This is a genomic window from Methylobacterium sp. CM6241 (assembly GCF_054817845.1).
In genome coordinates, this window is record NZ_CM139246.1 from 4,460,401 (window position 1) to 4,483,768 (window position 23,368).

Here is a 23,368-nt window from a genome sequence, read left to right on the forward strand (position 1 = left end):
AAGGCGAGCCCGCCCGCGTCATGCTCAGCGCCCGGCCTTGGCCAGCTTGAGGAGGTTGTGGGCGGTGCAGATCATCGCCCATTCGCCCCGGACCTGATCGAGCCCGCGGAGCAGGAACTGGCGGAAGCCCAGGGCCTGCTTGATCTGCCCGAATACCGGCTCGACGACCTGCTTCCTGAGGCGGTAGCGGCTCCGGCGGCCAGCCCGCTTCAGCCGCGCGGCCATCGCACGCATCAGGGGCGTCTTCGTCAGCTTACGACGCCCGGCCGCATCCGCCTCGCCGTGACGCGCCCGCCCCGGAGCGAGATAGGCGGTGATCCGCCGCTCCTTCAGCGCGGCCAGGTTCGCCTCGTTGGCAAAGCCTGCATCGCCCGAGACCTCGCGCGGCTTGCGCCCGAGATGAGCGCGGACGTCGTCGATGAGCGGCACGAGGGCGCGAGCGTCGGCGGCGTTCGTCACGAGGCGGTGGGCTACGATGATCTGATGCGCGGCATCGACGGCGATCTGCCCGTTGTAGCCCTGCACGAACCCGTCGCGGGTCGGCAGGATCCGGCTGTCCGGGTCGGTGAAGTTGCGCTGCGCCCGGTCCGGCGGACCGCCGTCCTCACCGCGCAGGGGCCGCCCCTGCCGGCGCATGCCCGAGGATGCACCCGGCCCGCTCTCGTCCTCGGGGTCGGGCGGATCGACCGCTTCCGCTTCCAGCGCGGCCTTGGCGGCGCGGATCGTCTCCAGCCGTCGCTGCTTGTCGGCCATCCAGTCCGGCGTCTCGTCGCCCCGTCGGTTCGCGCCCTGCACCGCATCCTCGGCCGCGTCCGCCTCCCGCGCCTGCTCCAGCCAGGCGTCGACTTCGGCGGCCAGCGCCGGCTCGGCCGTCTTCATGCGTCCGTAGCTCATCGCCTTGTGGCGGGAGGCGTTGGCCTTCACCTTGGTCCCGTCCACCGCCACGTGGGCGAACTGGACCAGACCGGCCGCGCGGCACAGGCGCAGCACCTGCACGAACAGGTCCGACAGGGCCACGAGGTGGCGCTTGCGGAAGTCGGCGATGGTGCGGAAGTCCGGCCGGTTCAGCCCGGTCACCGCCATGACGTCGACCCGCTCCTCGCAGGCCCGGGCGAGCTGACGCGACGAGTACAGGCCACGGCTGTAGCCGTAGAGCAGGAGCGCCACCATCATGCCCGGGTGGTAGGGCGGGTAGCCGCGCTCCTCGACGTAGGTGTCGAGGATAGCCGAGAGGTCGAGCGCTTCCCGCACCGTGTCGCGGACGAAGTGCGCCATGTGCCCGGGCGGCACGAACTCGTGCAGCGAGGGCGGCAGCAACCAGCCCTGATCCACATCCCAGGAGCGAAACACCTTGGCCATGAGCCGAGTGAATCACCCTCTGGCCTCGCCGTCGAGAGGATTACTCGGACGGGCTCCTAGGAGCCGTTGTCGGTCGGCTCGACCTTTCTAGGATATGCGAGGAAGATCAGGAGCTGATCGCGGGCGCGGCTGATCTTGGCCAGAAGCTCGCGGGTAAGGTCACAGCGGCTCGGCGCGTCCAGGAAGGCGCCGAGTTGCCGATCCAGGCTGCGGCGCTTGGCCGAGAGCGTCGCGGCGGCCAAGTCTGTGACGCGCTTGGCCAGGGCGAATACGCTCTGCAGCCAGAGTTGCAGGCGCCAGGGCACGGGATCGTCGCGGGCCTCGACGACGTAGTGGACGTCGCGGGCTAGATGCGTCAAGCAGGTCTGGTGCTCATCCGCATGGCACTGTTGGGCCGTGTAGCGGTCGGAAATCCACACCGCGGCCCTATTGTCCGTCCATCATCTCGCGCACCACGACAGCGCCGCACATCGACGCGGTCGTGTGCACCACGGCCGCGGCTGAGTGGAAGAGCCAGTGGTAAGCGTTCGAGCTCTCGATCCGCACATCGGTCTCGTCGCAGGCGACAACCTCGGCCTTGCGCAGCATCGCGATGGCGGCGTCACGGCCGGCACGGAAGCGGCCCTGCGCGCGGCGGAGCAGGTTCATCAGGCTGCCCTGGCTGAGCTTGAGGCCAAACAGCTCAGACAGCGCCGCCTGCAGCTGCTCGTAGGACAAGGCCTGAAAGGTCATTAGGTACGTCGTCACAGCGTGCAGCCGTGGGCCGAGCGGGGTGCCACGCGCCGCTTCCGGCACCGGTGCAATGACCCGCTCCCCGCAACTCGGGCAACGGACCGCGAGCGGGCGATGCTGCGTCACGACCGGCGCCACCTTGAGCAGCTCGATCCGCTCGCAGGTGCTGACGACCTGTGCCGGAAGAGCAGCGTGCAGGCTGCCGCCGCGGCAGGCACAGGCCGCGGGACGATGCTCGACGATCTTATCGGGATCGTCGCAAAGCACCCGGCTGTGACCCTCGTGACCCGGCTTGGCGCCGCCAGGCTTATAGTGCTCGCGCTTCTCCTTAAGGTCGGTTGCCGGCGGCTTGGACGAGGTCCGCGAGGTCTTCTCTGGCCACTGCAGCCGCAGCACCAGCTCGATCAGCTCCTCGCGGTTCAGCAGTTCCAGTTCGCTTCGGCCCATCTCGCGATGGAATCAGCGAAACGCGCTCCCGGCAAGAGGACCCGCGAGTGCCTCAGATCGGCTTCGTCGGTCTCACGCCGCGCTCGCGTACCCCCCCCCCCCCCACCGTGAGTGATTACTTGATTTTCACCGACGTGCGGTCGAGCCGTATCGCACTTTTTGACAAATTTCGCTAAATCTATTGCAATGTACATATGGGTTTAACCTGTGAAATGCTTTCAACGTCATTGATTAACACGACGAGTGAGTTGGTAGCGCGGAAAGCATTGCATTAAATCCTGAGGTTAGTGGCACCTTGTTGTGGACCAAAATAGCGCCCTCATAGACTTATAGACTAATCTCTAAATAATAGATTGGGGAAAATAATATCACGCCCCTACTGTACGAGGGCTCCACCACTACAGTGCGTTCCATCAACGGAGACATCGGCGGCACCAGTCTGAACTCCCAAGGTCGCCAGCAGCCCGTCGAGAATGGAATCGACGGCAGGCACGGCCAGCATGAGCGCAGAGCTAACTAACTGCTTCAGGTTAAGGATGCCTCCGACTGGAAGGCCATTCACATCGAGATACATATTAGAAAAAAGGGAGCGTGATAAAGACGACGTTAGCCCGTCCGAAGTTACGGTTTGTATCCGTCCTGATTTGATGTCAGAATCTGTAAAAGTAAGACTGCGTGTGGTCGGTCCTATTTCAATCTTTGAGGACGCTCGCACATCAAGGAGCAGCGCACGTAGTATTACCCCCGGCGTCAGCGGAGGACGCGGTCCTCCGGGTTCGAGGTACGATAACGGCGTCTCTCCAATTGAGAGGTAGGCAGGGCCTGTTGTCACGTCCAATGTGACTGACCTTTGATCTGGGGAGTTCCAGGGGCATGCGATCTTTACCAGATTCGCCTTTGCTCGCCCGACTTCCACATAAATTGGAACTTTCAATTCCCCAAGCCCAAGGGGAGCCACAAGGGATACCTCTACGAGAGCCCGAACCTGTGCTGTCGAAAGCGTGGTGCCAGGTTGAACAAAACCGGATGTACGCCAAGCCTCACCGACTCTAAGCGTAACTTTAGATTTGAGTAATCCCGGTATGTTAACGCCCAGGTCAGCGCTTATTTGATTCGCTCCATTGGCGAGAACCGCACCGGCACTGAGCATACCGAGGGCACCAACAGTAAGTGGCGAGCCAGGAGATGTAAGGGGCTGTTGTGCAAGTTCGCCAAAAGATAGCAGGTCTCCAAGCTTCACGCGTTCGGTTGCGCCTTTCCCTGCGGCGAGACGACCAAGAATTTGCGCAGCCTCGAAGCCCCCAGGTGTAGCGCGGGCTGTATCGGCTAAAGCTAGCGCCAACTCGCCAACGGTGACCGAACCGTCTAGTACGTCCTTGTAGGTCGCGGCCTGAATATGGCCCCGAGTTGCTGCGTTCTTTAGGAAGGTGAGCGCATCAATTTTTAGACTGGCCAAGGTACGGTAATCGAGAACGGACAAGGTTACGGACGTTCCTAGAATGCTTGACAAGAGGGCGTTGCCAATTCCTCCGTCGAGGGCGGCGGCGCGAGAGCCAATGCTAAAGGCAGCAAGCTCAGCCCGGATGGCGATGGCGCTTGCCGTCATCTCCATGGATGCGGGCCCGCCGATCAGGTGGGAGAAACTGGTGATGATCGACGAACTGGCTGTGACCCTGGTCGCATTCAAGCGGGTCCCACCCTCCGAGAACCGGGCCTGGGGACTTAGGCTGCGATCCGCCGTGTAAGTGCCAGGCGTCACCTCAAGTTTTGTCGGGACGCTGAAGCCATTATCCATCATGGCGAAGGTGGCAGCACCGACCTTATTCTTGGCGCCCGAAGCGGCCAGCGCAGCTAAGTCTACAGCAGACTGAAGCTTGCGCTTATGGTTGAAGGCAACCCCCAAATCGATGCCGAGACCGCAAAAGCCAACTAGAGCGACAATTGAGAGACCGACGAGAGGAGCAATCGCACCTCCGCGATCAGACCAGAAAACCTTTAGCACGGTCCGCTTCACAGGCCTCCCCTACGGATGCTAGCGGTCCTAGTAATTGTTGTCGGCAAGGGGACGAACGTAGGTATGATCTTGAGTAGGTTTTCGCTCATGTCATAGCGTAGTGTGACCGTGAAGAGATCGGGATTTACTGCATCCGGCCCTACATCTACCGTGAGGGAATTAGGATCGATCAAGGGGTTGTCGGAGGTTCGCCGCTTGATGGTAGCTATGGCCACGGCGGACCGTTCGCCGATATCCATGCCCGCTACGGACGCTCGTGCAGATTGGGAGGCGGCTTCCTGTAGGCTGTGAGCGATTCCCAAGAACCACCCGAAACCCATGATGCCAAATAGCAAAACCATGAGCACTGGTACGACGAGAGCGAACTCTACGGCCGCGGCCCCTCCCTCGGCTGCTCGAAAACGTCTAAATGGTAAGCGAAGGTATGTAGTCACGTTATTCTCAATCGTCGTGCGAGCGGCCAACTCTGAGGACGGAGCTTATGGGCAACGTGCTCCCAGAGTGTTCACAGGGAGGGGGGCGACGAGTTTTCGGTTGCAACTATCAACCTACATGCGAAATATGTCACGGCAAGCTAGGCCTGTCAAAGAGGCGCATCACGTCAAAACTTTTCACCGCAGCGTGGGATGGCCTAAATTCATGATTAACGGAACTTTAAATTAACTAAATCTAGTATATATACTTAAACCTTAAGCTAAGTATGATTTAGATCTCATGCTATTATTTATATTAATGCTAATATATGAATTCTGGTTCGTGATAGTCAGATTAGCAACTCCCGACATCGATGCGGGGGGCTTGTGAGAAAGGATACTGTAAGAGCTTCAACGCGAAGTTCGGGATGAACTCCTGATAGGCGAGGTGTTCTACACCCTGAAGGAGGCCCGCGTCGTGATCAGGCAATGATGGAAGCACTACAACACTGTCCGACCGCACTCGTCGCTCGGGTAGCAGCCGTCTGCGCCGGAGGTCGTTGTCTGGCCAGCGGAACCGAACGGCTTAACCCCACTGGCACTCCCTGGCGTCGTCACGAGAGTGACGACGCGCTAGAGCCGTTCCCTTCTGGATTGAGTCGGGGGGTAGCGGTGACGGCTGCATTCTGATTCGATGGCTTGCTTTCGAAGGAGAGCGCCATGCCGTCAGCTCTGTCAGTCGATCTGCGCGAGCGTGTCATCGAAGCGGTTGAAGCGGGATCGTCGCGGCGGCAGGCGGCCGAGCGCTTCGGTGTCGGGAAGGCCAGCGCGATCCGTTGGCACGCGCGCTTCCGCGACGAGGGCGAGATCGCGCCTAAGCCCGCGGGCGGCGACCGGTCCCCGCCTGCCATCGAAGCCCATGCCGAGACGATCCTGGAGATCTGCCGCGCGCATCCGCAGATCTTCCTCCGGGAGTTGCGCGACACGCTGGCCGAGCGGGGTGTCCGAACCAGCACGAGCGGGTTGTGGCGGTTCTTCGGTTGCCACGGCATCACCCGTAAAAAGGGGCTCTTCACGCAGACGAGCAACAGCGCGAGGACGTGAGGGCGGCCCGGACCGCGTGGCTCGACGGCCAGCTTGATCTCGATCCGGACAGCCTCGTCTTCATCGACGAGACGGCGGTCGCCACCGACATGGTGAGGCCCTATGGCCGATCCCTACGGGGCGAGCGCTGCCGCATCTCCGCTCCGCACGGGCATGTGTGGACGCCCCTTCGGGTGCAAGCAAAATCTCTGGACGGGTGCGGTGCGTGATCGGGTGCTGCCATGTGTCCGGCCTCTGATGCGGCGGGTCACATGCCGCGGGCCCGTATGGGAGTGCGAGAGTCGGGACCACATCACTACAGCGCGCTCGAAGCGCTCCCCGTGCGCCTGGTTCTCCCAACTCCGTCTCACCGACGTTGCGCCATACCTGTCCGTCGACCTCCTCACGCCCTCCGACAGCCTCGCGTCCGCCCCGCCTACGCGGTGACGGCCGGAGCTCGGTAGATCCCACCCTTCGTCAGAAGGGCCCACGCGATGCGCGCGTTCTTGTTCGCCACAGCTACGATGACCAGCATCGGCGGCTTGCGAGCGAGCATTTGGCCGAGCCATGAGTCGGCCGGCACGCCCTTGCGCTTGGCCCAGCGTACCACCGCGCTGGCCGCGATGATGAGCAGGCGTCTCAGCGTCCGCTCGCCCATGCGCGAGGTGCGACCCAGGCGCTCTTTGCCGCCGGTCGAGCGCTGCACCGGTGTCAGCCCGACCCAGGCGGCGAAGTCGCGGCCCGAACGAAACGTCTCAACGGGCGGGGCCAGGGCCTCGATGGCAGTGGCGATCAGCGGGCCGATGCCCGGCACGCTCATCAGCCGCCGTGCCGTATCGTCGGCCTTCGCGCGCGTGGCGATCTCAGCATCCAGGGTTGCGGTCTGCTCCTGCAGATGGCGGAGCGCACAGACGAGAACGGCGAGGCTGGCGCGGGCGGCTGGAGGAATGTCCGAAGCGGGATCCTCGATCTGTGCGATCAGCCGCTCGATATGGGCGGGCCCCTTCGGCGCGATCAGGCCGTACTCGGCAAGATGGCCGCGGATCGCGTTGATGAGCTGGGTGCGCTGGCCGACCAGCACGTCGCGGGTCCGGAAGATCACCGCGGAGGCCTGCTTGGCTTCGCTCTTCACGGCAACGAAGCGCATGGTCGGACGCTGCGCGGCCTCGCAGATCGCCTCGGCATCGGCCGCGTCGTTCTTCTGCCGCTTGACGAAGGGCTTCACGTAGGCAGGCGCGATCAGCTTGACCGTGTGACCGAGCTTGCCGATCTCGCGGCCCCAGTGATGCGCACCGGGGCAGGCCTCCATCGCCACGAGGCAGGGCGGTTGAGCAGCAAAGAAGGCCAGCACCTGCTCCCGCCGCAGCTTCTTGCGGAAGATCGGCGCACCGGCAGCGTTCGCGCCGTGCGCCTGGAAGACGTTCTTGGCCAGATCCAGGCCGATGATGCTAACCTCTGTCACGGACGCCTCCCTCGGGTGGTTCACAACACCACCAATCTGGCACGTCGATGCCGTCGGGGGGCGTCCACCCCATCACTACAAGACCACCACCGTCACCGCCGCCCTACGCACGAGCGGCCTCGTCGCCACCACCTTGTTCGACGGAGCGACGAGCGGCGAGCGCTTCCTGACTTACGTCTCCGACACGCTGGTCCCCGTGCTGAAGCGTGGCGATACGGTCATCCTCGACAACCTGAGCGTCCACAAGGTGGCCGGGGTGAGGGAGACCATCGAGGCGGCGGGTGCCCGCCTCCTCTATCTCCCGGCCTACAGCCCGGACTTCAATCCGATTGAGCAAGCCTTTGCCAAGCTGAAAGCGCTCCTGCGAACGGCCGCCGCGCGCACCGTCCCAGACCTAAGGCGCGCGATCCGAAACGCCTTCAAAGCCTTCCATCCTCGCGAATGCCGAAACTACGTCGCTGCCGCCGGATACGACGCCTTCGACCCAACATGAACGGGAACGGCTCTAGCATCTCCCTAGCAGCCATCAGGCAACCCTATCTACCGCTGTGGTTAAGCTGTACCAGTGGCCATCGCCAGCATCCAATCGGCACGCTGACGGCCGAGAGACAGAAGCGCTCCCGTCGATACAAGGGGGCGAAGTCGTGTCCGAAGCGTCTCATTCCCGAACTGATAGGCTCAGTGAGACAAGGCCACCCGCTTATCGTGCGATTTTGATCGCCAAGAGTGGAACCGTTTTAAACGCCCTGCGTCTTCAAGCAGATAGCGATGCGGAAGCCTGTGAGCGCGCCCAGGCGATGGTCGACGGAAACGCCGTCGAGCTTTGGGACGGCCTACGGTTCATCGAGCATTTCCCGCCTGTTGATTAGGTGATTACTCGGCTCGCAAATACGGCAACCCCGATTCAACTCTAGATGCAGTGCGACTCTGAGTATCCACGCTAGCTAGTGCTATTGTCGGGGCGTTGCCTTAACGATGAGGCCATCGCGGCCATACCCTCTGGCCTTCCGCGATTGAGAGACCCTGTGTGCTCCCGCCTTCAACGCGTGGAGAGCCCTTTGCCTCGCTACTATTTCGACATCAACGACGGTCGCAACGAGCGCGATGAAGTGGGCGTTCACTGCGCCAACCTGCAAGCCGCCGTGCTCGAAGCCAAAAAATCGCTTCCGGCTGTCGCGGCCGACGAAGTGCCTAAGGATGGCGAACGCCAGGCAATCACGGTGCTGGTGACGGATGAAAGCGGTCAAGCGGTCTATCTGGCGGCGCTGGCTTACACGGGGACGTGGCTGATCCGGTAGCGCTCATCCGAAGGAACGACCGGGATATGAGGACTAATTGGACCTAGATTGTTGCGGATTGCTACGTTGCTCATTAGCAATAGTTAAGCGAAGAATTTCTTTGCTCCGCTCCCTTCGTTGAATGATTTCCTGCCCCAACTGCCATAGGAGAGCGCGCGTCATAACAAGCATTGCGGGCGTGCCAGCGTCGGCCACCGCTTCGTGAGCAGTGAGGCAAGCCTCCACCATGGCATTGAAGCTCTCATCGTCTTCCATTCCTGTCCGATCCTCTCTGCCCAAAACCAGACGGATTGTCGCAGAACAACTTAAGTAATCAATGCAGTTCAAACGTGAATTTTCATTTCTGGTTGCAGTTTGATCGGTCCTCGAAGAATGCGATAACCCGGTTGTGCACAATCGGAGTTACCTATGTGTAAGCGGGATGCCGCTGAATACGAGTCAAATGGATCGGAATCGCTATTGAACCGGGTCGCTGACACGCTCGATTGCTCGGTCGAAGCGTTCTCAGATCCGTCATCGCTTGATCGAAACCAGACGGTCGAGCTTCTGCGGCTTTGGGCCATGATCGAGGACGAGCAGGACCGATTGAAGGTGTTGAGCTTCCTCCGCGGCGTCGCTCCTAGAACCGATCTTCCAGACGGCCTCTGACGCTTCAAGAGGGTACAGAGAGGCATGGCCGCGCTTCCAATTCGATTGCCGCGCTCGTTCAAGGATTCTTAGCCCGTCAGATCTGCTAGCAGCGCCTGCGACCGATCCGGCACGGGCCGACAGTCCCGGCGGAACGCGACCCCCTCGGCGGTGAAGCGCCCGTGCCGATAGGCGATGGCAAGCGCATCATTCCACCGGATCGAACGACGCTATCCCTTTGACCGGCATCGCATCCGGCTTCCCTGTTTGAACATTGTTCAATACAGTGTGTTTCCCGTATCGGTGGGCGTTCAAGACGAAGCATGACGACGAGGAAACCTGGCTTCCAACCTGGCCAGAGCGGCAACCCCGCCGGCCGTCCGAAGGGCAGCCGCAACCGCTCTACGCTGGCCCTGGAGGCCATCCTGGAGGGCGATGCCGAGAGCATTGTCCGGAAAGCCATCGAGCTTGCCAACGACGGCGACACGCAGGCCCTCAGGATGTGCCTGGATCGCCTCATGCCGGCCAGGAAGGACCGCCCGGTGCAATTCGACCTTCCCGTGATCGAGACTACTGCTGACCTCCCCAAGGCCACGCACGCCTTGTTGCAGGCTGTAGCAGCCGGCGAGCTCACCCCATCCGAGGCCGCAGACATCTCGAAATCCGTCGACGCTCACGTCCGCGCCATCGAGGCGACGGATCTGCACGAGCGCCTTGCCCGCCTGGAGGAGATGACCCAGCCATGACCTCGAAAGTGATCGACCTCCGGCTCCGCAAGCTGGAAAAGGCGAGGAAGGCCAACCGCTTCGACCACATGTCGGAGAAGCAGCTGAACGAGGAGATCAACCTCTACCTCGGCGAGGTCTGCGAGCCCTATGGCACCGTGAACGCGACGGCCGAGGCCCTGAAGGCATCACCTGATCGCCTGGACCAGGAGGTGGCCGGGCACCTTAAATGGTACATCGGCTATGTGGGCGAGGAGCTGGCTGCGGGTCGGATGGGGTGATTAATCAGGATGAGCGGTTCGCGTCGATGAACGTTTTGCAATAGCTTCAAGCGTTATTTTACATCTAAAGGATGCGTGAGATGAAGTATGTATCACTTATGGCTTTACTCATCGTCGCAACTTTGGTCTCAGCTCGGGCCGACCCGCAGCCTCAATCTATTGAGGGAGCAGACAGCGCTGCAGGCAAACTGATCGCGGCACGGCAAGCAAATGCTGAGAACCAGTGGAAAGGTCGCCCCTCCGTTTGGATGCTCATTCCGCAGGCCGAGACCTCAGCCGATAGGCCGAAACGCTCGGATAGGCCGTGAGATGAAGGACGGCCCCGAAGACAGCAGCATTGCTATGATCGATGCGATGATGGGTGACTATCGGGACAAGCTCTTCACTGAGATCCCGCCCGACACCCGGCGGATCGATCCTGATCGCCTTCGCTATCTACGCGAGCGCTTGACGAACGAGTATGCGTATCGGTGGCGCTCCGTTGAGGCGAACGGTGAGCTGGTCGAGACGCTTTATCATACCATCGTTAAGGGCACCGGCCCTCCAATGGGCCTGGGACCGCAGAAAGTCTGGCGGAACGACAAGGGCGAAAGCTTGTCAGGTGGCCGCGCTCGCGGTCACGCCCCGCTGGGAGAGCCCGACGAGTTTCAGAGGTACTATTACATTACCGCCAGAAGCATGAGCGTGCTGGAGTTCATCCAGAAACACGAAGATGCAGTCCGCCTTCTCAGGAGCCTCCTGCCCGACTGCGGCTACTGTCTCAGGAGCAGGGGAGCCTATACTGAGGCACGGTTAGAGCGGGACGAGTACGAAGGTCCTTGGATGCAGGGGAGCCCGGCTCTGGCGGTGGTACTTGCGATCCTGGACCACCTCGAGCGGTTCCCTCACGAGGCCGCTCATTGGCGGCACGTCTAGTCGGCCAGTGATGCCCCCGTCGGATCCGCAGCCTGGGCCACCGGGCAACGATTTCGTGTCTCAGATGATATCAATCCGCATCCTGCTTCACGGTCTCGATGCGCAGTCGCCGGGCTACCTCGTTCGCTGCCGCCTCTCTGGCCTCAAGTGCCTCGGTTCGACTAGAAAACTTGGCACGCGATCGAGTGATGAGGAACCGATCGGTCCCGCAGTAGATGGCCCACGCCCATTCGAGTGGCTTTTCGCCAGTGGCTTCGGCCTGAATTTGGAGAGATGTGGGTTTACCGTGGGGCATGGCCTAATAATGCAACAGGCGCTTATCGGCTCCAAAAATCAAAAGAGGATCTCGCGCACATTCGGCGAGGGACTATCAATGATTAACGTTTTCCTAAATCAGTTTTTGAAATTTATTTTCTGCCGTTACAGATAAAAATTCAAGTGTCGGCTTTCAAGTGTTCCGCCCTGTGCGTCTGAAGCATAGCGCGAATACCTCGTAAAGCCCCTCCGGCATTCGAGCGAAAGCAATATGCTAGTTCGTTTCTGTCCTCGTCGAATTATGGTGCAATGCAAAATAAGCATGATGCACCGCACACTTGTCGTGGTTAAATGTCTCTAACGGCCGGCTCCTTGCTGACCAATCTGGAGAATTTCCATGCGTATCGCCCAGGCCCTTACCCTTGCGATCCTTGCTTCCGCGACCTTCGTATCCGGAGCAGCTGTGGCTGCGGACGCAGTTCACCTCACCCCTCCTCTCTTCCGCGAGCACGCTCGTGAGACCTAGAAGGTGCGCAGCGTCAGTGATCTGACCACAACGCCTCAGCCAACCGTGGCGGCGAAGTCGGTGATCATGCCTCGCACGGTTCAGGTAGTTGCTGACGCTGAGGCTGCCGCCGTTCGGTGAGGGGCATTCGAAGCCCCAGCGTTTGACCCGCCGGGCGAATCCCCTCCCGGTACAACTCTGTAGGGGTGTTGGCTGCCTAGCTAGGCCACGTTTGCCCTATCTGTCGTGAATGTACCGGAGGCTAGGGGCGTCTCCCTAGTGTGACCGATGCGCGACACCGAATGGTTAAGATGAAGTTAACCATTCGCGACGACCCCGCGTTAGAGATCGTTCGATTATATTGCCGGCATCGAACCCCAGCCGGTCATCGTCATGATCCTCGTGTCCCGTAATCTCGTCCATGACCACCGTGAGATCGTCGCTATCACGATGACCTATGGCATTTTCCTCAGCGGGATGCTGCTTCTGACTTGGACAGTCGCCTGAAGGGGCACTTCGGACGCGTCATCCCCAGACGTACCGTGCTTCAACACCACCGGCATTCAATCATACGGCCCACGGAACAGGTCGCCCATGGCCTTCCTGCGGAACAGGGTCCGCCAGCGCCTGCGCTGATGCTCAGGCTGATCGTGGATCATGTGGCAGCGCTGGCAGAAGGCCGCGAGGTTCGAGCCGGCGTTGTTTGCGGTGTCGTGGTCACGGTGAGCGGCCGCCAGAACCACCCTGGTCGTACGGACCGTCCCGAGCACGTCCTTGGCTCCTACGGCTAGGCAGATGATCCTCCCTGCCCCGTCGCGCCAGGTTCCTGCCTCGGCGTCCCACCACCGCCCGTCGCCCAGGTGATAGACCGTCCGACCATGCGGACGCTGGCAGCCTTCACAACGCCCCCCTGCCCTACGGAAGCGGATCACCGCCGAGAGCTGAGGCCGGTGGAACGGTTACATGGCTGAGAAGTGCGTTGTAGTGCGGATGAGGTGACGGACCAAGGGAGCGCATTAACCTTGTCCAGGAAGGCTTAAGACCTGAGAACGGTGTTCTGGGGTGCCGGCAACGGATCGTAGGCCAGCTTCGCGCTCACCTGCGACCCGTATCTGGTTTCGGCCACGGGCCTTGGCCTGGTAGAGTGCGCGATCGGCAATTGCGATGAGAGCAGCCGTATCCGCAGCGCGTATTTGCGGGATCTGAGCCAAGCCCCCGCTGACAGTCAGAACGCCATGCGGGTTTGCCGCGTGTGGCTCTTTCCACCCTGATACGGCTTCGCGGATGCGATCCGCGACGATCTCCGCTCCGGCAGCATCCGTTTCGGGCAGGATCACCGCAAACTCCTCACCGCCGATGCGGCAGGCGATGTCGTGAGCCGGATCGGTCGCAGCCTCGATCGACCGAGCGATCAGCTTCAGCGCTGCATCACCCTTCTGGTGTCCATAGGTGTCGTTGAAGCCTTTGAAATGGTCCGCATCCAGCAAAATTAGGGACAGCGGCTGTTGGGTGCGAACAGAGCGCCTCCACTCCCGTGCGAGCACCTCGTCGAAGCGTCGCCGATTGGCGAGCCCCGTCAGAGCATCTGTGGTCGCCATCTGCTCCAGCTCGACGTTCAAAGTGGCGGTAACCTGCTCGGACCGCTTCCTGCGGCTCAACTCGCGACCGAACATCCAAGTTAAGACCACCGTCGCGCCACAGAGGCTGACGACGACGCCGCCAAGCCCCAATGCCTTCCCCAGCCAGTCAGAGTAGACCTGAGCCGGGGTAACGGATGTGCTCAATTGAAGTGGGTAGTCGCCAATCTGAGCGAACACGAAATGATGGTCACCCTCCCCTACCATTGCTGGGCCAACGAAACTGCCGCTTTTGGCGGCTAACATCCTCTGGTAGCTCGGCGTTTGTGCCACGCTGATCCCGAGTCGATCTGGATCGAAGGGGTCACGCATGACGATCGTTCCTTTGGGCCCATACAGAGTGACGGTCCCAAGATGGTCGGCGTCAGCCGTGGCGAAGAGGTTGCGGATGTAGTCGAGCTCAATGCCGCCAACGACGACCCCTGTGAATATGCCGTCGGAATTCGACAACCGGCGGCTCATCACGAGAACGGGTCGACCGCTGAGGCGGGAGACGATGGGCGTGCTGATGTGCAACCCGTCATCCGCTCGGCTAGCGAAGTAACGAAAGTACTCCCGATCTGACGCGTTAAGCGAGATGGGTCCGAGCGTCTGGGAGTTGGCAATGGCGTTACCATCCCGGTCCAGCACCAAAAGATTGGCGAAACCAGCCGCTGAGGTCGCTCGATCGAACAGGATCATATGTCGCAACTCTGGGAGCGCCTGCATCACCTCGGGTCGTTTCATGCCGTCGACGACCGCTCGCAGGGAAAGGTCGTACATCTCGATATTGCGCGCGATGTCACGGCTCAGAACCTGCACTACGCTGCGCGAGCTGATCTCGGTGCGCCGCGTTGCATCGAGGCGCATCTCCCAAAGGAGGAACGCCGCGACTGCGCAAATGCCGATCACTGAAAGCAGGTTCAGGGCGCCCAGCAAGAAGGCTGATTGCATCCAGCGAGACGAATGCCGAACGGCAGTTGATGCGGACATTATGCACCTCATGCGGTGAGCCATCATGGGCTCCTGATCGTGGGCCCAATCCGCACGTAGTACAGAAAGTTCTCATGTCAGTTGAATTTTGGGTGAAATTGAACTCATTGTTAACGGATGCGGCATGATGGTGACCATCTGTTGTTCGAGTATTCAGCTAGGGCTGGAGCGTAGTTTGTGGGCACTACGGGCCAACATCGCGCGATAGCTTTCGAAAGTTTTTTCAATGCTCTTCAGTCGCAATCATCATTCGACGACGTGGCCTGCCCCCTGAAAAGTGGCTCTTCGCCAAGTTTGGTGGATTGGGTGGGTGGGGGGATGCCGGAAGGTAGCTGCTGGCTGAACCGGGCGGGGATTCTCAGATCAGGGCATGACCCTTCTCTGTCACATCCCCGGTTGTCGTCTTCTCCACGTCACGCGTGAGGAGAGCACTGCCCTTCGCATTTCCGCTCAAGCGAAGTGCGATCATGCCCGTTGCCCACGCTGTCGTACGGTCAGCCGGTCGGTGCATAGTCGCTATCACCGGCGTCCCGCCGACCTGCCGACGAGCGGTCAGGAGGTGCGTCTGACCCTGACGATCCGACGTTTCTACTGCCACGATCCCGCTTGCGCACGCCGAACCTTTGCCGAGCGTCTGCCGGGCCTCCTCGACCGCTACGCTCAGAGAACCTGCCGGCTGGCCGATGCCCAGGTTCGGACCGCGCTGGCGCTCGGTGCCACACCCGCCGCCCGGCTGCTGCCGCACCTGGCGATGCCCACCAGTGCCACGACGCTGCTGCGGGGTATCCGCAAATGTCCGCTGCCGACCGGATCCAAACCGATCATCGTCGGTGTCGACGACTGGGCTCTGCGCAAGGGCCGAACCTATGGCACCATCCTCGTCGACCTCGAACGCCGCCGTCCCATCGATCTGCTGCCGGATCGTTCGGCCTCGACGCTGGCGGCCCGGCTCCGGCGCGACCCACAGATCCAGGTCGTGGCACGGGACCGCTCGACCGAATATGCGCGTGGGACCGCCATGGGTGCGCCCGATGCCGTTCAGGTCGCGGATCGGTGGCATCTCCTGCTCAATACCCGACAGATGGTCGAGCGCTGGCTCGCCCGCGTCCATCCGCGTCTGAAGCTGTTGCCGGCCGTGGCCCCGGCATCGCCATCGATTCGGCGCGTCACGCCCTACCCGCGCGCACCGTCCGAGATGCTCGCGCGGGCCGCGGCCCGCGGTCGATGGGAAGCGGCCTATGACGACGTGCGTCGCCGCCATGCGGAAAGACACTCGCTTTGGCGCATCAATCGCGAGACGGGCTTGGCCCGCGCCACGGTGCGCAAGTACGCCTTCGCCGCGAGCTTTCCCCGGAACGGCATGCGCGAGCCGAAGCCGAGCATGCTCGATCCTTATCTCGGGCATCTGCATGGCCGCCTCGATGAGGGCTGCGAGAACGCTGCGCAGCTTTGGCGCGAACTTCAGGGTATCGGCTTTGCCGGCACCTCGAAGCAGGTGCATCGCTGGTTGTCCGAGCGGCGCGCAGGCCCGGCTGGAACGACTATCCGGTCGTCGCCAGCACCGACCGACACCCGTGTTGTGACCTCCACCGCATCACCCCTGGCCTCATCCAAGCAGCTGTCCTGGTATCTCCTGCGGGAGCCCGAAGACCTCGGCCCTGAGGCGGCCGCGGTCGTCTCGCGCGTCCTGCAGGATACCGAGGCGGCCAAGGTGGTCGATCTCGGCCGCCGGTTCTGCCGAATCGTCCGGAGCCGCTGTGGCCAGCAGCCGTCAGGAAAATCAGATGTCACGGCGTTCGATCAATGGCTGGGCGAAGCGCAAACCTGCGGTGTCCGGATCGTCGAAAGCTTCGCTGCTAGCCTCGGTCAGGATAGAGATGCTGTTCGGTCCGCGCTGACACTGCCTTGGAGCAGTGGACAAGCCGAAGGCCAGATCACGCGTCTCAAGCTCTTGAAGCGCGCCATGTACGGTCGCGCCAATCTCGACCTCCTACGACGACGGTTCCTCCTCGCACCCTGATCCACCAAACTTGGCGAAGAGCCACCGCGTGGGGGCCGATCAGTCAGGGCTGGGCGCGATGATGGGCGGTGACCGACCGTAAGTCCTGCGACGCGCCGGCGGCATGGTACGGTTTCGCACTTGTCGGCCTGCCTGTCGCGAATACCCACCCATTCGCAAGGCTTGAGGTGAGTGGCCTGCCCCCCGGCCATCCGGCACGTGTTGGCAGCCGCGACCGTCGCTCAAGAGGGGGACAAGGCGGGGGGACAACCAGGACGTCCGGACCTGCGGTCAAAAGCACGTCCTCTGTGACGCTTCCGAGGAAGGCCTTCCTGAGACCCGTTCGAGCATGCGTGCCGATCACCACTAGATCCGAGGGGATCCGTTCGGCAAGGCCGGTGATGGCCTCGGTGGGGGAACCCTCCTCTATCCGTCTAGACCACTCACGATTGGCAAGGCCGCCATTCGTAAGAAGCATCTCGACATCCTCCGTGGACCTCGAACGGCAAGCCTCGACGTAGCTATCGATCTGATCGCGCCCGACCCCAAACCCGGACAGCTTGGACTTCCCCGGTGCCTCGAAGGCATGCAGGACGGTGACGTGAGCGCGGTCCACGAGCGTGAGTGAATCCGCGTATCGCAGAGCCCGCGCCGACGCCCGCGAAAGATCGACCGGGATGAGGACCCTCGCGTAGGGGGATGCGGCGAAGCGTCTTGCGACGAGGACGGGGCATGGAGCGCTCCGGACCAGGTTTCCGACGGTTCGTCCCGCGGTGCGACTGCCCGCCCGATGCGAGGAGCCGACCACGATCAGGTCGACATCATGAGCCCCCGCGGCACTCCGGATCTCATCTGAGGGGCAGCCTAGGACGACAAGCGGCTCGCATGGGACACGGTAGAGTTCGGGGACCACGGCCACCTGTTCAACGGTCATGCGTTGAGCCTCTCGAATATCCCGCGAGGTTTCCCGTCCACCCGGGCCGTCCACGACGTGCATCAGAATGACCGTCCCGCGGCTCTGTGCGGCGAGGATGCCTGCGCGACGCACCGCCCGTTGCGAGCGGGGCGAGAAGTCGGTGGCAACGAGAATACGCATGGATCCTTCTCCTGAGAGCGCTGACGATGACGAAAAGCTGTGTTGGTCGGCAACCTGACGTGCGTTTCCACGCTCGCGCGAGATCGAGCGAACTCCGGCCGCTGTTTCAAGCAGCCAGGAAGCCATCAGGGATTGTCGGGCTGGTCTGTATGAATGGTCATCGACCCCGAGCAGAGAGCGTTCGCCGCTCTCCAGCTTCGGGGCTTAGCGGCCTGCGACGAGGCGGCTGGCTCTCTTGTTCAGAGGATGATCCGAAATTAACATAGCAACTACTAGATAATCAATATCGCAAAGTATGCAAGTTTTATCCAAGAATATGGGCTCGTTATCCAAGAACGGGTCAGCCATTCGCTTCCATCACCGTCTGAGCTGCCTTATCCCCCGACCGAATGGCTCCTTCGATGCAAGCGGGCAGACCCGTGTCCGTCCAGTCGCCTGCGATGAAGAGGTTGCGGAATTCCGTTCGCGTCCGGGGCCGGAGCCGGGCCGCCTCAGGCGTCGGCGCAAAGGTCGCTCGCTTCTCGCGGATGACTTGCCAGGGCGGCGGCATGTCCGAAAGGCCCGACATGTACCTGCCTGTGACGTAGGAGATTTCGGTCCAAATCCGATGCGCGAGTTCCGGTCGGCTCAAATCGCCTACGTCCGTTGCGCTAACGGTAACCGAGATTCGATCCGGATAGGCGAAGATCCAGTCCGACAGCCCGTTCACCACGCCCGTCAGCCGCGGCATGGCGGGAGGACAATTCACGCCGAAGTGGACGTTCGCGATCCCCCGGTGATCCGTCGGGACCTCCAACCCCGGGATGGCGTCGGCCGTCGCTTTTGGGGGAAGCGCGAGGATAACCTGATCCCGAGGCCGCAGCCGCACAGGGCCGTCGCCGAGGACGAGGCCAGCGACGCGCCCCCCTTCATACGCGAGGCGGTGCAGACGGCTGTTATGGCGGACCACCGCCCCCCGCTCCTCCAGGAAGCGTAATGCCGGGTCGACGAAGGCCTTCGAGAGCCCGCCCTGGGCGACGACAGGCCGGCAGGAATGCCCGCCCTCGACGAAGGTCTCGCGCAGGACCTGAGCGGCAAGGGTCGCATCCGCGTCCCTTGGGTCGATGTTCAGTGCGGCCAGGAGGACGGGGCGCCAAAGCCGCTCGTAGAGTGTCCCCTCGCAAGCGAGGACATTCGAGACTTTCGCACCCGGCCGTGCCGAAAGGAGGCGAAGGATCGGTGCGTAATCGGTAGCCAGGGTACCCGGGACGCGCCGGCTGGGATCGAGGATCCACCAAGGCACGCGCCCCTTGTTAAGGCGCAGTGTCCAGCGCTCACCCGCGGCGAGGTCAACGAAGGGAAACTCTGCCCGCGCATGCACGGAGACCGCGTTGCGGCCTCCGATGCGGTCAAGGAAAGCAAATGTCGCCCTATTGCCCGACAGGACAAGGTGGTTGCCATTGTCGATTGTCATCCTGAGTTGCGGATCGTGATAGGACCTGCAGCGGCCGCCGGCATGACCAGCGGCCTCGTGGACGATCACCGTACGCCCAGCTTCCACGAGGCGCACGGCCGCTGAGAGCCCCGAGAGCCCCGCGCCCACGACGTGAACGACCCCAGTCATCGCGTACCCTTCCGTTAACGGACGAGGACGTTGCGGAACTGCCAGGGATCAGTTTCGTCGATGTCTTCCGGGAAGAGGCCGGGGCGGCCGGCGAGTGGGGTCCAGTCGGTGTAAACGCCAACGACGAGGCCGAGATACGGGCTCTGAACTTCGAGACAGCGGCGGAAGTCCATCTCGTCGGCCTCGACGATGCCGGCCTTCGGGTTCTCCAAGGCCCAAACCATACCGGCGAGCACCGCCGAGGTCACCTGAAGGCCGGTGGCGTTCTGGTATGGGGCGATGCGCCGGGTCTCCTCAATGGAGAGCTGCGAGCCGAACCAGTAGGCGTTCTTGGCGTGGCCGTAGAGGAGCACGCCGAGCTCGTCGATTCCGTCGAGGATCTCGGTTTCGTCCAGGATGTGGTGCCTCCCCTGCACCTCGGCCGCCTTGCCGAACATCTCGTGCAGGGAGAGGACCGCATCGTTGCAGGGATGGTAGGCATAGTGGCAGGTCGGCCGATAGGCGGCGCGCTCGCCCTCCAGCACCGTGTAGTAATCCGAGATCGAGACGGCCTCGCTGTGGGTCACGAGGAAGCCGAACTGCGCCTGGGACGTCGGTGTCCAAGAGCGCACGCGGGTGTCGGCGCCGGGCTGGTGCAGGTAGATGGCGCAGCGCGAGCCCCTCTCCTGGTCGCGGGCGTTGTCCGGACGCCAGGTCTCGTGGGTTCCCCATCCGAGCTCGGCCGGCTGGTTGCCCTCCGAGACGAAGCCTTCCACCGACCAGGTGTTCACGAACACCCCCTGCGGTTTCGGGGTATTGGCGCGCTGGGTGTCGCGCTCGGCGATGTGGATGCCCTTGACGCCGACCTCGCGCATGAGGCTGGCCCAGCCGGCGCGGTCCTTCGGCTCGGGGATCTCAAGGCCGAGATCGCCGGCGACATTCAGGAGCGCCTGCTTGACGAACCACGAGACCATGCCGGGATTGGCGCCGCAGCACGACACGGCGGTGGTGCCGCCTGGGTTGGCGGCGCGCGCGTCGAGGATTTCCTGGCGCAGCGCGTAGTTGGTGCGGTCGCCCTGGCTCCGGTCCTTGTCGAAGTAGAACCCCGGCCACGGCTCGGCGACCGTGTCGATGTAGAAGGCGCCCAGTTCGCGGCAGAGCTCCATGATGGCGCGGGAGGACGTATCGACGGATACGTTCACGCAGAAGCCCTGGCCGCCGCCCTCGGTGAGGAGCGGGGTGAGGACGTCGCGAAAATTCTCCTTCGTCAGGGCCACCTGCTCGAAGCGCAGACCATGCCTGTCGGCGAGGGCCCAGTGCGCGTTCGAGGGCTCGACGACCGTGAAGCGGTCCTTGTCGTACTCGAAGTGGCGCTCGATCAGCGGAAGGACGCCGCGTCCGATGGACCCGAAGCCAATCACGACGATGGGGCCGGTGATACGACCGTAGACTGGCCAAATGGGTTCGGTCATCGTTCTTATTCCTTTACAAAGGGGAGAGTTCGGTGAGGCTTCAGCCGTGACCGCCAAGTCGTTCATCCGAGGGACTGAAAGAATTCAGGATGAGCAGCGACCGGATCGGACGAACCGATCCGATCACCATGACCCGTCCTAGATCATCGATGGATTGGCTCGGCCGTCCGCCATGCCATTGCGCCGCCGAGGCTGAGCAGCCGGAGTGAAACCGGCGGCTTTAACCGATTAGAAGTTGAAACGAGGCTGGCTGAGAAGTACCTCGCTTGAGGTCTAGGCCCCACTGGAAGACCACGACGTCGACGGACGGCGACAACAGGCGGAAACGACCAGCTTGCGCCCACGCCGATATGCCGTCGCTCGCTGAGGCTACGCTATGCGTTTTCACCAAGCCTGTCCGAGAACGGCATCTGAGCTAGGACTGGAATTTATTGGAAAACTATCCCTGGAACGGGCCCCGCCTCAAAAGGCTGGCCAAGTGCCAGGGCTTAGGAGCCTGCTTGCAGACTGCCCGCACGCCCCAAGAGGCGAATGCTTTGTAAAAGGTTTGACATGATGGGGCGGAGCATAGGCGAAGCCGTACGGGTGTCAATCGACGCTTTCCGCAGGCCGAACTTTCTAAACTGGAAGGTGCGGCGAAACGGGAATTGACAAGCAGGTGGACTTCCGAGAGGATCGAAAGATCATGCGCAATTCTTGGCCTCCCCATCGGGACCTGCTCCGGGCAGGTAGACTTATCGCGGGCGAATAGCCCCGAGCCGGAGGTGCCTGCGTGCACTGACCGCTCGGGGATTGCGAGCTAGCTCAATTTAGAGCTAACCAATATAATCAAATATTTGACCGGCGGGAGGAGCCTATATGGCTTACCCCTCGGCTGACCTGCGTCGCGTCCTCGCTTTTCTATTGGCGGTGGGCCCGTACTTGCGGAGTAACAGCTATGGAAAATTCCAAGTCCGCCCCGACATCGCCTTCCGCGACCGAGATCCGCGATGACAAGGCTGGGAGTAGCGGGGCGGCACCTGCGCATGATGTGGTTCCGCTGGCGCGCACCGTGATCCCCTTCTCGCGTGGGAATTACCCAAGGCCGCAATCCGGGCAGGGCAACGACCGGTCCGCCGCGGCCAATTCAGACAAGGACGACGACCCCGGACCAAGCGCCGCTTGATCGTCCGAGGTCGAAATACAGCAAGGATCGACGACTATGTCGCAAAAGATGACGAAGCCACAAATCAAGATGACGAAGGACGATCATGAACGCCTGTCGCAGCTGGCTTCATTTGCCACTGACCGTTCGCCCGAGGTTGCCGACTTTCTCGCCGATGAAGTGGATCGGGCCAGAATCGTCGGTCAAAGGGCATGCGTGGCAGACCTCGTCCAGATGGGGTGCATGGTCGAATTCAGGGACGACGCAACGGGAAAGGTTCAGGCCGTGACTCTGGTCTACCCTGGCGAGGCGGACATCGAACAGGGAAGAGTGTCCGTCATGACGCCCATCGGGGCGGCCTTGATCGGGCTTAGTCTCGGCCAGTCGATAAATTGGCGAACCCGCACGGGCATCGTGAAACGACTGACGGTCCTCGACGTGAAAGTGCCGGAGACGGTGTAGGGGGCGTCCTGCCGATCGCCTTACTCCAATACCGTACCGAACCATTCGATCTTAACTTACCTCATACCTCAGAGATGGGAGCTTTTACGCAATGACGGGTCACATCGTCCTCGGAGGATCGCCCCACTTGATGATCCCGGACACAGATTTCCTCGACCTGCGCCGGGTCGCATCCGGTCATCCTCAAATGGATACGAAGGCCACCGCACCTGATCTTCTCGCTGCCGAGTTGGACCGCGCTGAAATCGTCAGGCCGGAGGCGTTGCCTTGGAACGTTGTGACGATGCATGCGCGCGTCGAGTATCGGGACGACGTCACCGATCATGTCGAGCGCCTGACGCTGGTCTATCCCGATGAGGAGCAATGGGACGAGACTTGTGTCTCGGTCCTGTCACCCCTCGGCGCAGCTGTGTTGGGCTTGTCCGAAGGTCAATCCATACAGTGGCGTACACCCACGGGCGGCATTCGGGGCGTAACGATCCTGCACGTCATCTTCCAACCCTATCAGTTCGAGCCAAGCTTGTACGGCGAGGGTCTGATAAATTGCTTCCTTAATAGGAAATGACACCGCGCCCATCCGAGCGAAGCCCGTCTGACCCATTCCCACGACGTATCAGGAACAGCCTATGTGCCTCAACGCACCCACATTGATTGTAAGCTAACGAATTATCTGGCGTGCCGCTCGTTTGGCCGATACATCAGTGGTCAAGTCATCTATCGACGAGCGGGAGAGAGCCGGTGTGAACCGGCCGCCGAAGGAGCAACCGCCCCGGAAACTCTCAGGCACCCGGACCGCCCGTCGTTCAACACTCTGGAAAGCGGAGCGTCAGCTCCCGCCGACGGTGTATGCCCATGCCTGCGCGAAGGCCCGGGTGAAACTCTCAGGCC

General features: G+C 61.9%; 17 protein-coding genes, 4 pseudogenes and 1 riboswitch. Of the genes and pseudogenes, 10 read left to right on the plus strand and 11 right to left on the minus strand.

Going from position 1 to position 23,368, the window contains the following annotated elements; translation table 11 throughout:
- Positions 1-24 precede the first annotated feature (24 nt).
- The 4 genes and pseudogenes from ACYQR9_RS20920 to ACYQR9_RS20935 form a co-directional block, all read right to left on the minus strand.
- Positions 25-1,359, minus strand: a complete 1,335-nt coding sequence (locus tag ACYQR9_RS20920) for an IS1182 family transposase (protein ID WP_461227898.1) — start codon at positions 1,357-1,359, stop codon at positions 25-27.
- Between the two features lie 62 nt (positions 1,360-1,421).
- Positions 1,422-2,538: pseudogene (gene tnpC, locus ACYQR9_RS20925) on the minus strand (IS66 family transposase); the annotation flags it as partial.
- A 376-nt stretch (positions 2,539-2,914) separates the two neighbouring features.
- Complete coding sequence (locus ACYQR9_RS20930; protein ID WP_461227899.1) at positions 2,915-4,552, minus strand: pilus assembly protein TadG-related protein; 1,638 nt, start codon at positions 4,550-4,552, stop codon at positions 2,915-2,917.
- Positions 4,549-4,986 carry a TadE/TadG family type IV pilus assembly protein gene (locus tag ACYQR9_RS20935; protein ID WP_461227900.1) on the minus strand — a complete coding sequence of 146 codons (438 nt, stop codon included), beginning with the start codon at positions 4,984-4,986 and terminating at the stop codon, positions 4,549-4,551. Before ACYQR9_RS20935 ends, ACYQR9_RS20930 begins: the two co-directional genes overlap by 4 nt.
- A 368-nt stretch (positions 4,987-5,354) precedes the next feature.
- Here ACYQR9_RS20935 and ACYQR9_RS20940 point away from each other — a divergent pair.
- Positions 5,355-5,602, plus strand: a pseudogene (locus ACYQR9_RS20940) (integrase core domain-containing protein); the annotation flags it as partial.
- Between the two features lie 83 nt (positions 5,603-5,685).
- Positions 5,686-6,224, plus strand: a pseudogene (locus tag ACYQR9_RS20945) (helix-turn-helix domain-containing protein); the annotation flags it as partial.
- Positions 6,225-6,484: 260 nt separating this feature from the next.
- Here ACYQR9_RS20945 and ACYQR9_RS20950 read toward each other — a convergent pair.
- Positions 6,485-7,510: an IS110 family RNA-guided transposase gene (locus ACYQR9_RS20950; protein ID WP_461227901.1), complete on the minus strand. Its 1,026-nt coding sequence runs from the start codon at positions 7,508-7,510 to the stop codon at positions 6,485-6,487.
- A gap of 64 nt (positions 7,511-7,574) precedes the next feature.
- On the opposite strand from ACYQR9_RS20950, the pseudogene ACYQR9_RS20955 reads away from it, so the two are divergent.
- Both ACYQR9_RS20955 and ACYQR9_RS20960 read left to right on the plus strand, forming a co-directional pair.
- A pseudogene (locus tag ACYQR9_RS20955) lies at positions 7,575-8,003 on the plus strand (IS630 family transposase); the annotation flags it as partial.
- Positions 8,004-8,568: 565 nt separating this feature from the next.
- On the plus strand, positions 8,569-8,808 hold the full coding sequence (locus ACYQR9_RS20960; protein WP_461227902.1) for a DUF6894 family protein: 240 nt from the start codon (positions 8,569-8,571) through the stop codon (positions 8,806-8,808).
- A gap of 33 nt (positions 8,809-8,841) precedes the next feature.
- Here the strand turns inward: ACYQR9_RS20960 and ACYQR9_RS20965 are convergent, their stop codons facing one another.
- A complete protein-coding gene (locus tag ACYQR9_RS20965; RefSeq protein WP_461227903.1) occupies positions 8,842-9,063 on the minus strand; it encodes a hypothetical protein in 222 nt (73 codons plus the stop codon).
- 695 nt (positions 9,064-9,758) lie between these two features.
- Here ACYQR9_RS20965 and ACYQR9_RS20970 point away from each other — a divergent pair.
- The 3 genes from ACYQR9_RS20970 to ACYQR9_RS20980 all read left to right on the plus strand — a co-directional run bounded on the left by ACYQR9_RS20970 (position 9,759) and on the right by ACYQR9_RS20980 (position 11,356).
- Positions 9,759-10,181, plus strand: coding sequence for a DUF5681 domain-containing protein (locus tag ACYQR9_RS20970; RefSeq protein ID WP_461227904.1), 423 nt, complete (start codon positions 9,759-9,761; stop codon positions 10,179-10,181).
- Entirely contained in the window at positions 10,178-10,441 is a 264-nt protein-coding gene (locus ACYQR9_RS20975; RefSeq protein WP_461227905.1) for a hypothetical protein, read from the plus strand. The genes ACYQR9_RS20970 and ACYQR9_RS20975 overlap by 4 nt, the downstream gene beginning before the upstream one ends.
- Before the next feature lie 309 nt (positions 10,442-10,750).
- Positions 10,751-11,356: a hypothetical protein gene (locus ACYQR9_RS20980; protein WP_461227906.1), complete on the plus strand. Its 606-nt coding sequence runs from the start codon at positions 10,751-10,753 to the stop codon at positions 11,354-11,356.
- A 1,323-nt stretch (positions 11,357-12,679) separates the two neighbouring features.
- Here the strand turns inward: ACYQR9_RS20980 and ACYQR9_RS20985 are convergent.
- Both ACYQR9_RS20985 and ACYQR9_RS20990 read right to left on the minus strand, forming a co-directional pair.
- Complete coding sequence (locus tag ACYQR9_RS20985) at positions 12,680-13,048, minus strand: hypothetical protein (RefSeq protein ID WP_461227907.1); 369 nt, start codon at positions 13,046-13,048, stop codon at positions 12,680-12,682.
- An 84-nt stretch (positions 13,049-13,132) separates the two neighbouring features.
- A complete protein-coding gene (locus ACYQR9_RS20990; protein WP_461227908.1) occupies positions 13,133-14,671 on the minus strand; it encodes a sensor domain-containing diguanylate cyclase in 1,539 nt (512 codons plus the stop codon).
- Positions 14,672-15,095: 424 nt separating this feature from the next.
- On the opposite strand from ACYQR9_RS20990, the gene ACYQR9_RS20995 reads away from it, so the two are divergent.
- Complete coding sequence (locus ACYQR9_RS20995; protein ID WP_461227909.1) at positions 15,096-16,745, plus strand: ISL3 family transposase; 1,650 nt, start codon at positions 15,096-15,098, stop codon at positions 16,743-16,745.
- Between the two features lie 43 nt (positions 16,746-16,788).
- Here ACYQR9_RS20995 and ACYQR9_RS21000 read toward each other — a convergent pair whose 3' ends face one another.
- The 3 genes from ACYQR9_RS21000 to ACYQR9_RS21010 all read right to left on the minus strand — a co-directional run bounded on the left by ACYQR9_RS21000 (position 16,789) and on the right by ACYQR9_RS21010 (position 20,874).
- Complete coding sequence (locus tag ACYQR9_RS21000) at positions 16,789-17,820, minus strand: universal stress protein (RefSeq protein WP_461227910.1); 1,032 nt, start codon at positions 17,818-17,820, stop codon at positions 16,789-16,791.
- A 340-nt stretch (positions 17,821-18,160) separates the two neighbouring features.
- Positions 18,161-19,423 (minus strand): hydroxysqualene dehydroxylase HpnE, encoded by a 1,263-nt coding sequence (gene hpnE, locus ACYQR9_RS21005; protein ID WP_461227911.1) that lies wholly within the window; start codon positions 19,421-19,423, stop codon positions 18,161-18,163.
- Positions 19,424-19,437: 14 nt separating this feature from the next.
- Positions 19,438-20,874 carry a homospermidine synthase gene (locus tag ACYQR9_RS21010; protein WP_461227912.1) on the minus strand — a complete coding sequence of 479 codons (1,437 nt, stop codon included), beginning with the start codon at positions 20,872-20,874 and terminating at the stop codon, positions 19,438-19,440.
- A gap of 1,201 nt (positions 20,875-22,075) precedes the next feature.
- Here ACYQR9_RS21010 and rnk (ACYQR9_RS21015) point away from each other — a divergent pair.
- Both rnk (ACYQR9_RS21015) and rnk (ACYQR9_RS21020) read left to right on the plus strand, forming a co-directional pair.
- On the plus strand, positions 22,076-22,480 hold the full coding sequence (rnk, locus tag ACYQR9_RS21015) for a nucleoside diphosphate kinase regulator (protein WP_018042871.1): 405 nt from the start codon (positions 22,076-22,078) through the stop codon (positions 22,478-22,480).
- A gap of 130 nt (positions 22,481-22,610) precedes the next feature.
- Positions 22,611-23,045 (plus strand): nucleoside diphosphate kinase regulator, encoded by a 435-nt coding sequence (gene rnk, locus ACYQR9_RS21020; protein ID WP_461227913.1) that lies wholly within the window; start codon positions 22,611-22,613, stop codon positions 23,043-23,045.
- Positions 23,046-23,195: 150 nt separating this feature from the next.
- Positions 23,196-23,285, plus strand: a riboswitch (glycine riboswitch).
- Positions 23,286-23,368 lie beyond the last annotated feature (83 nt).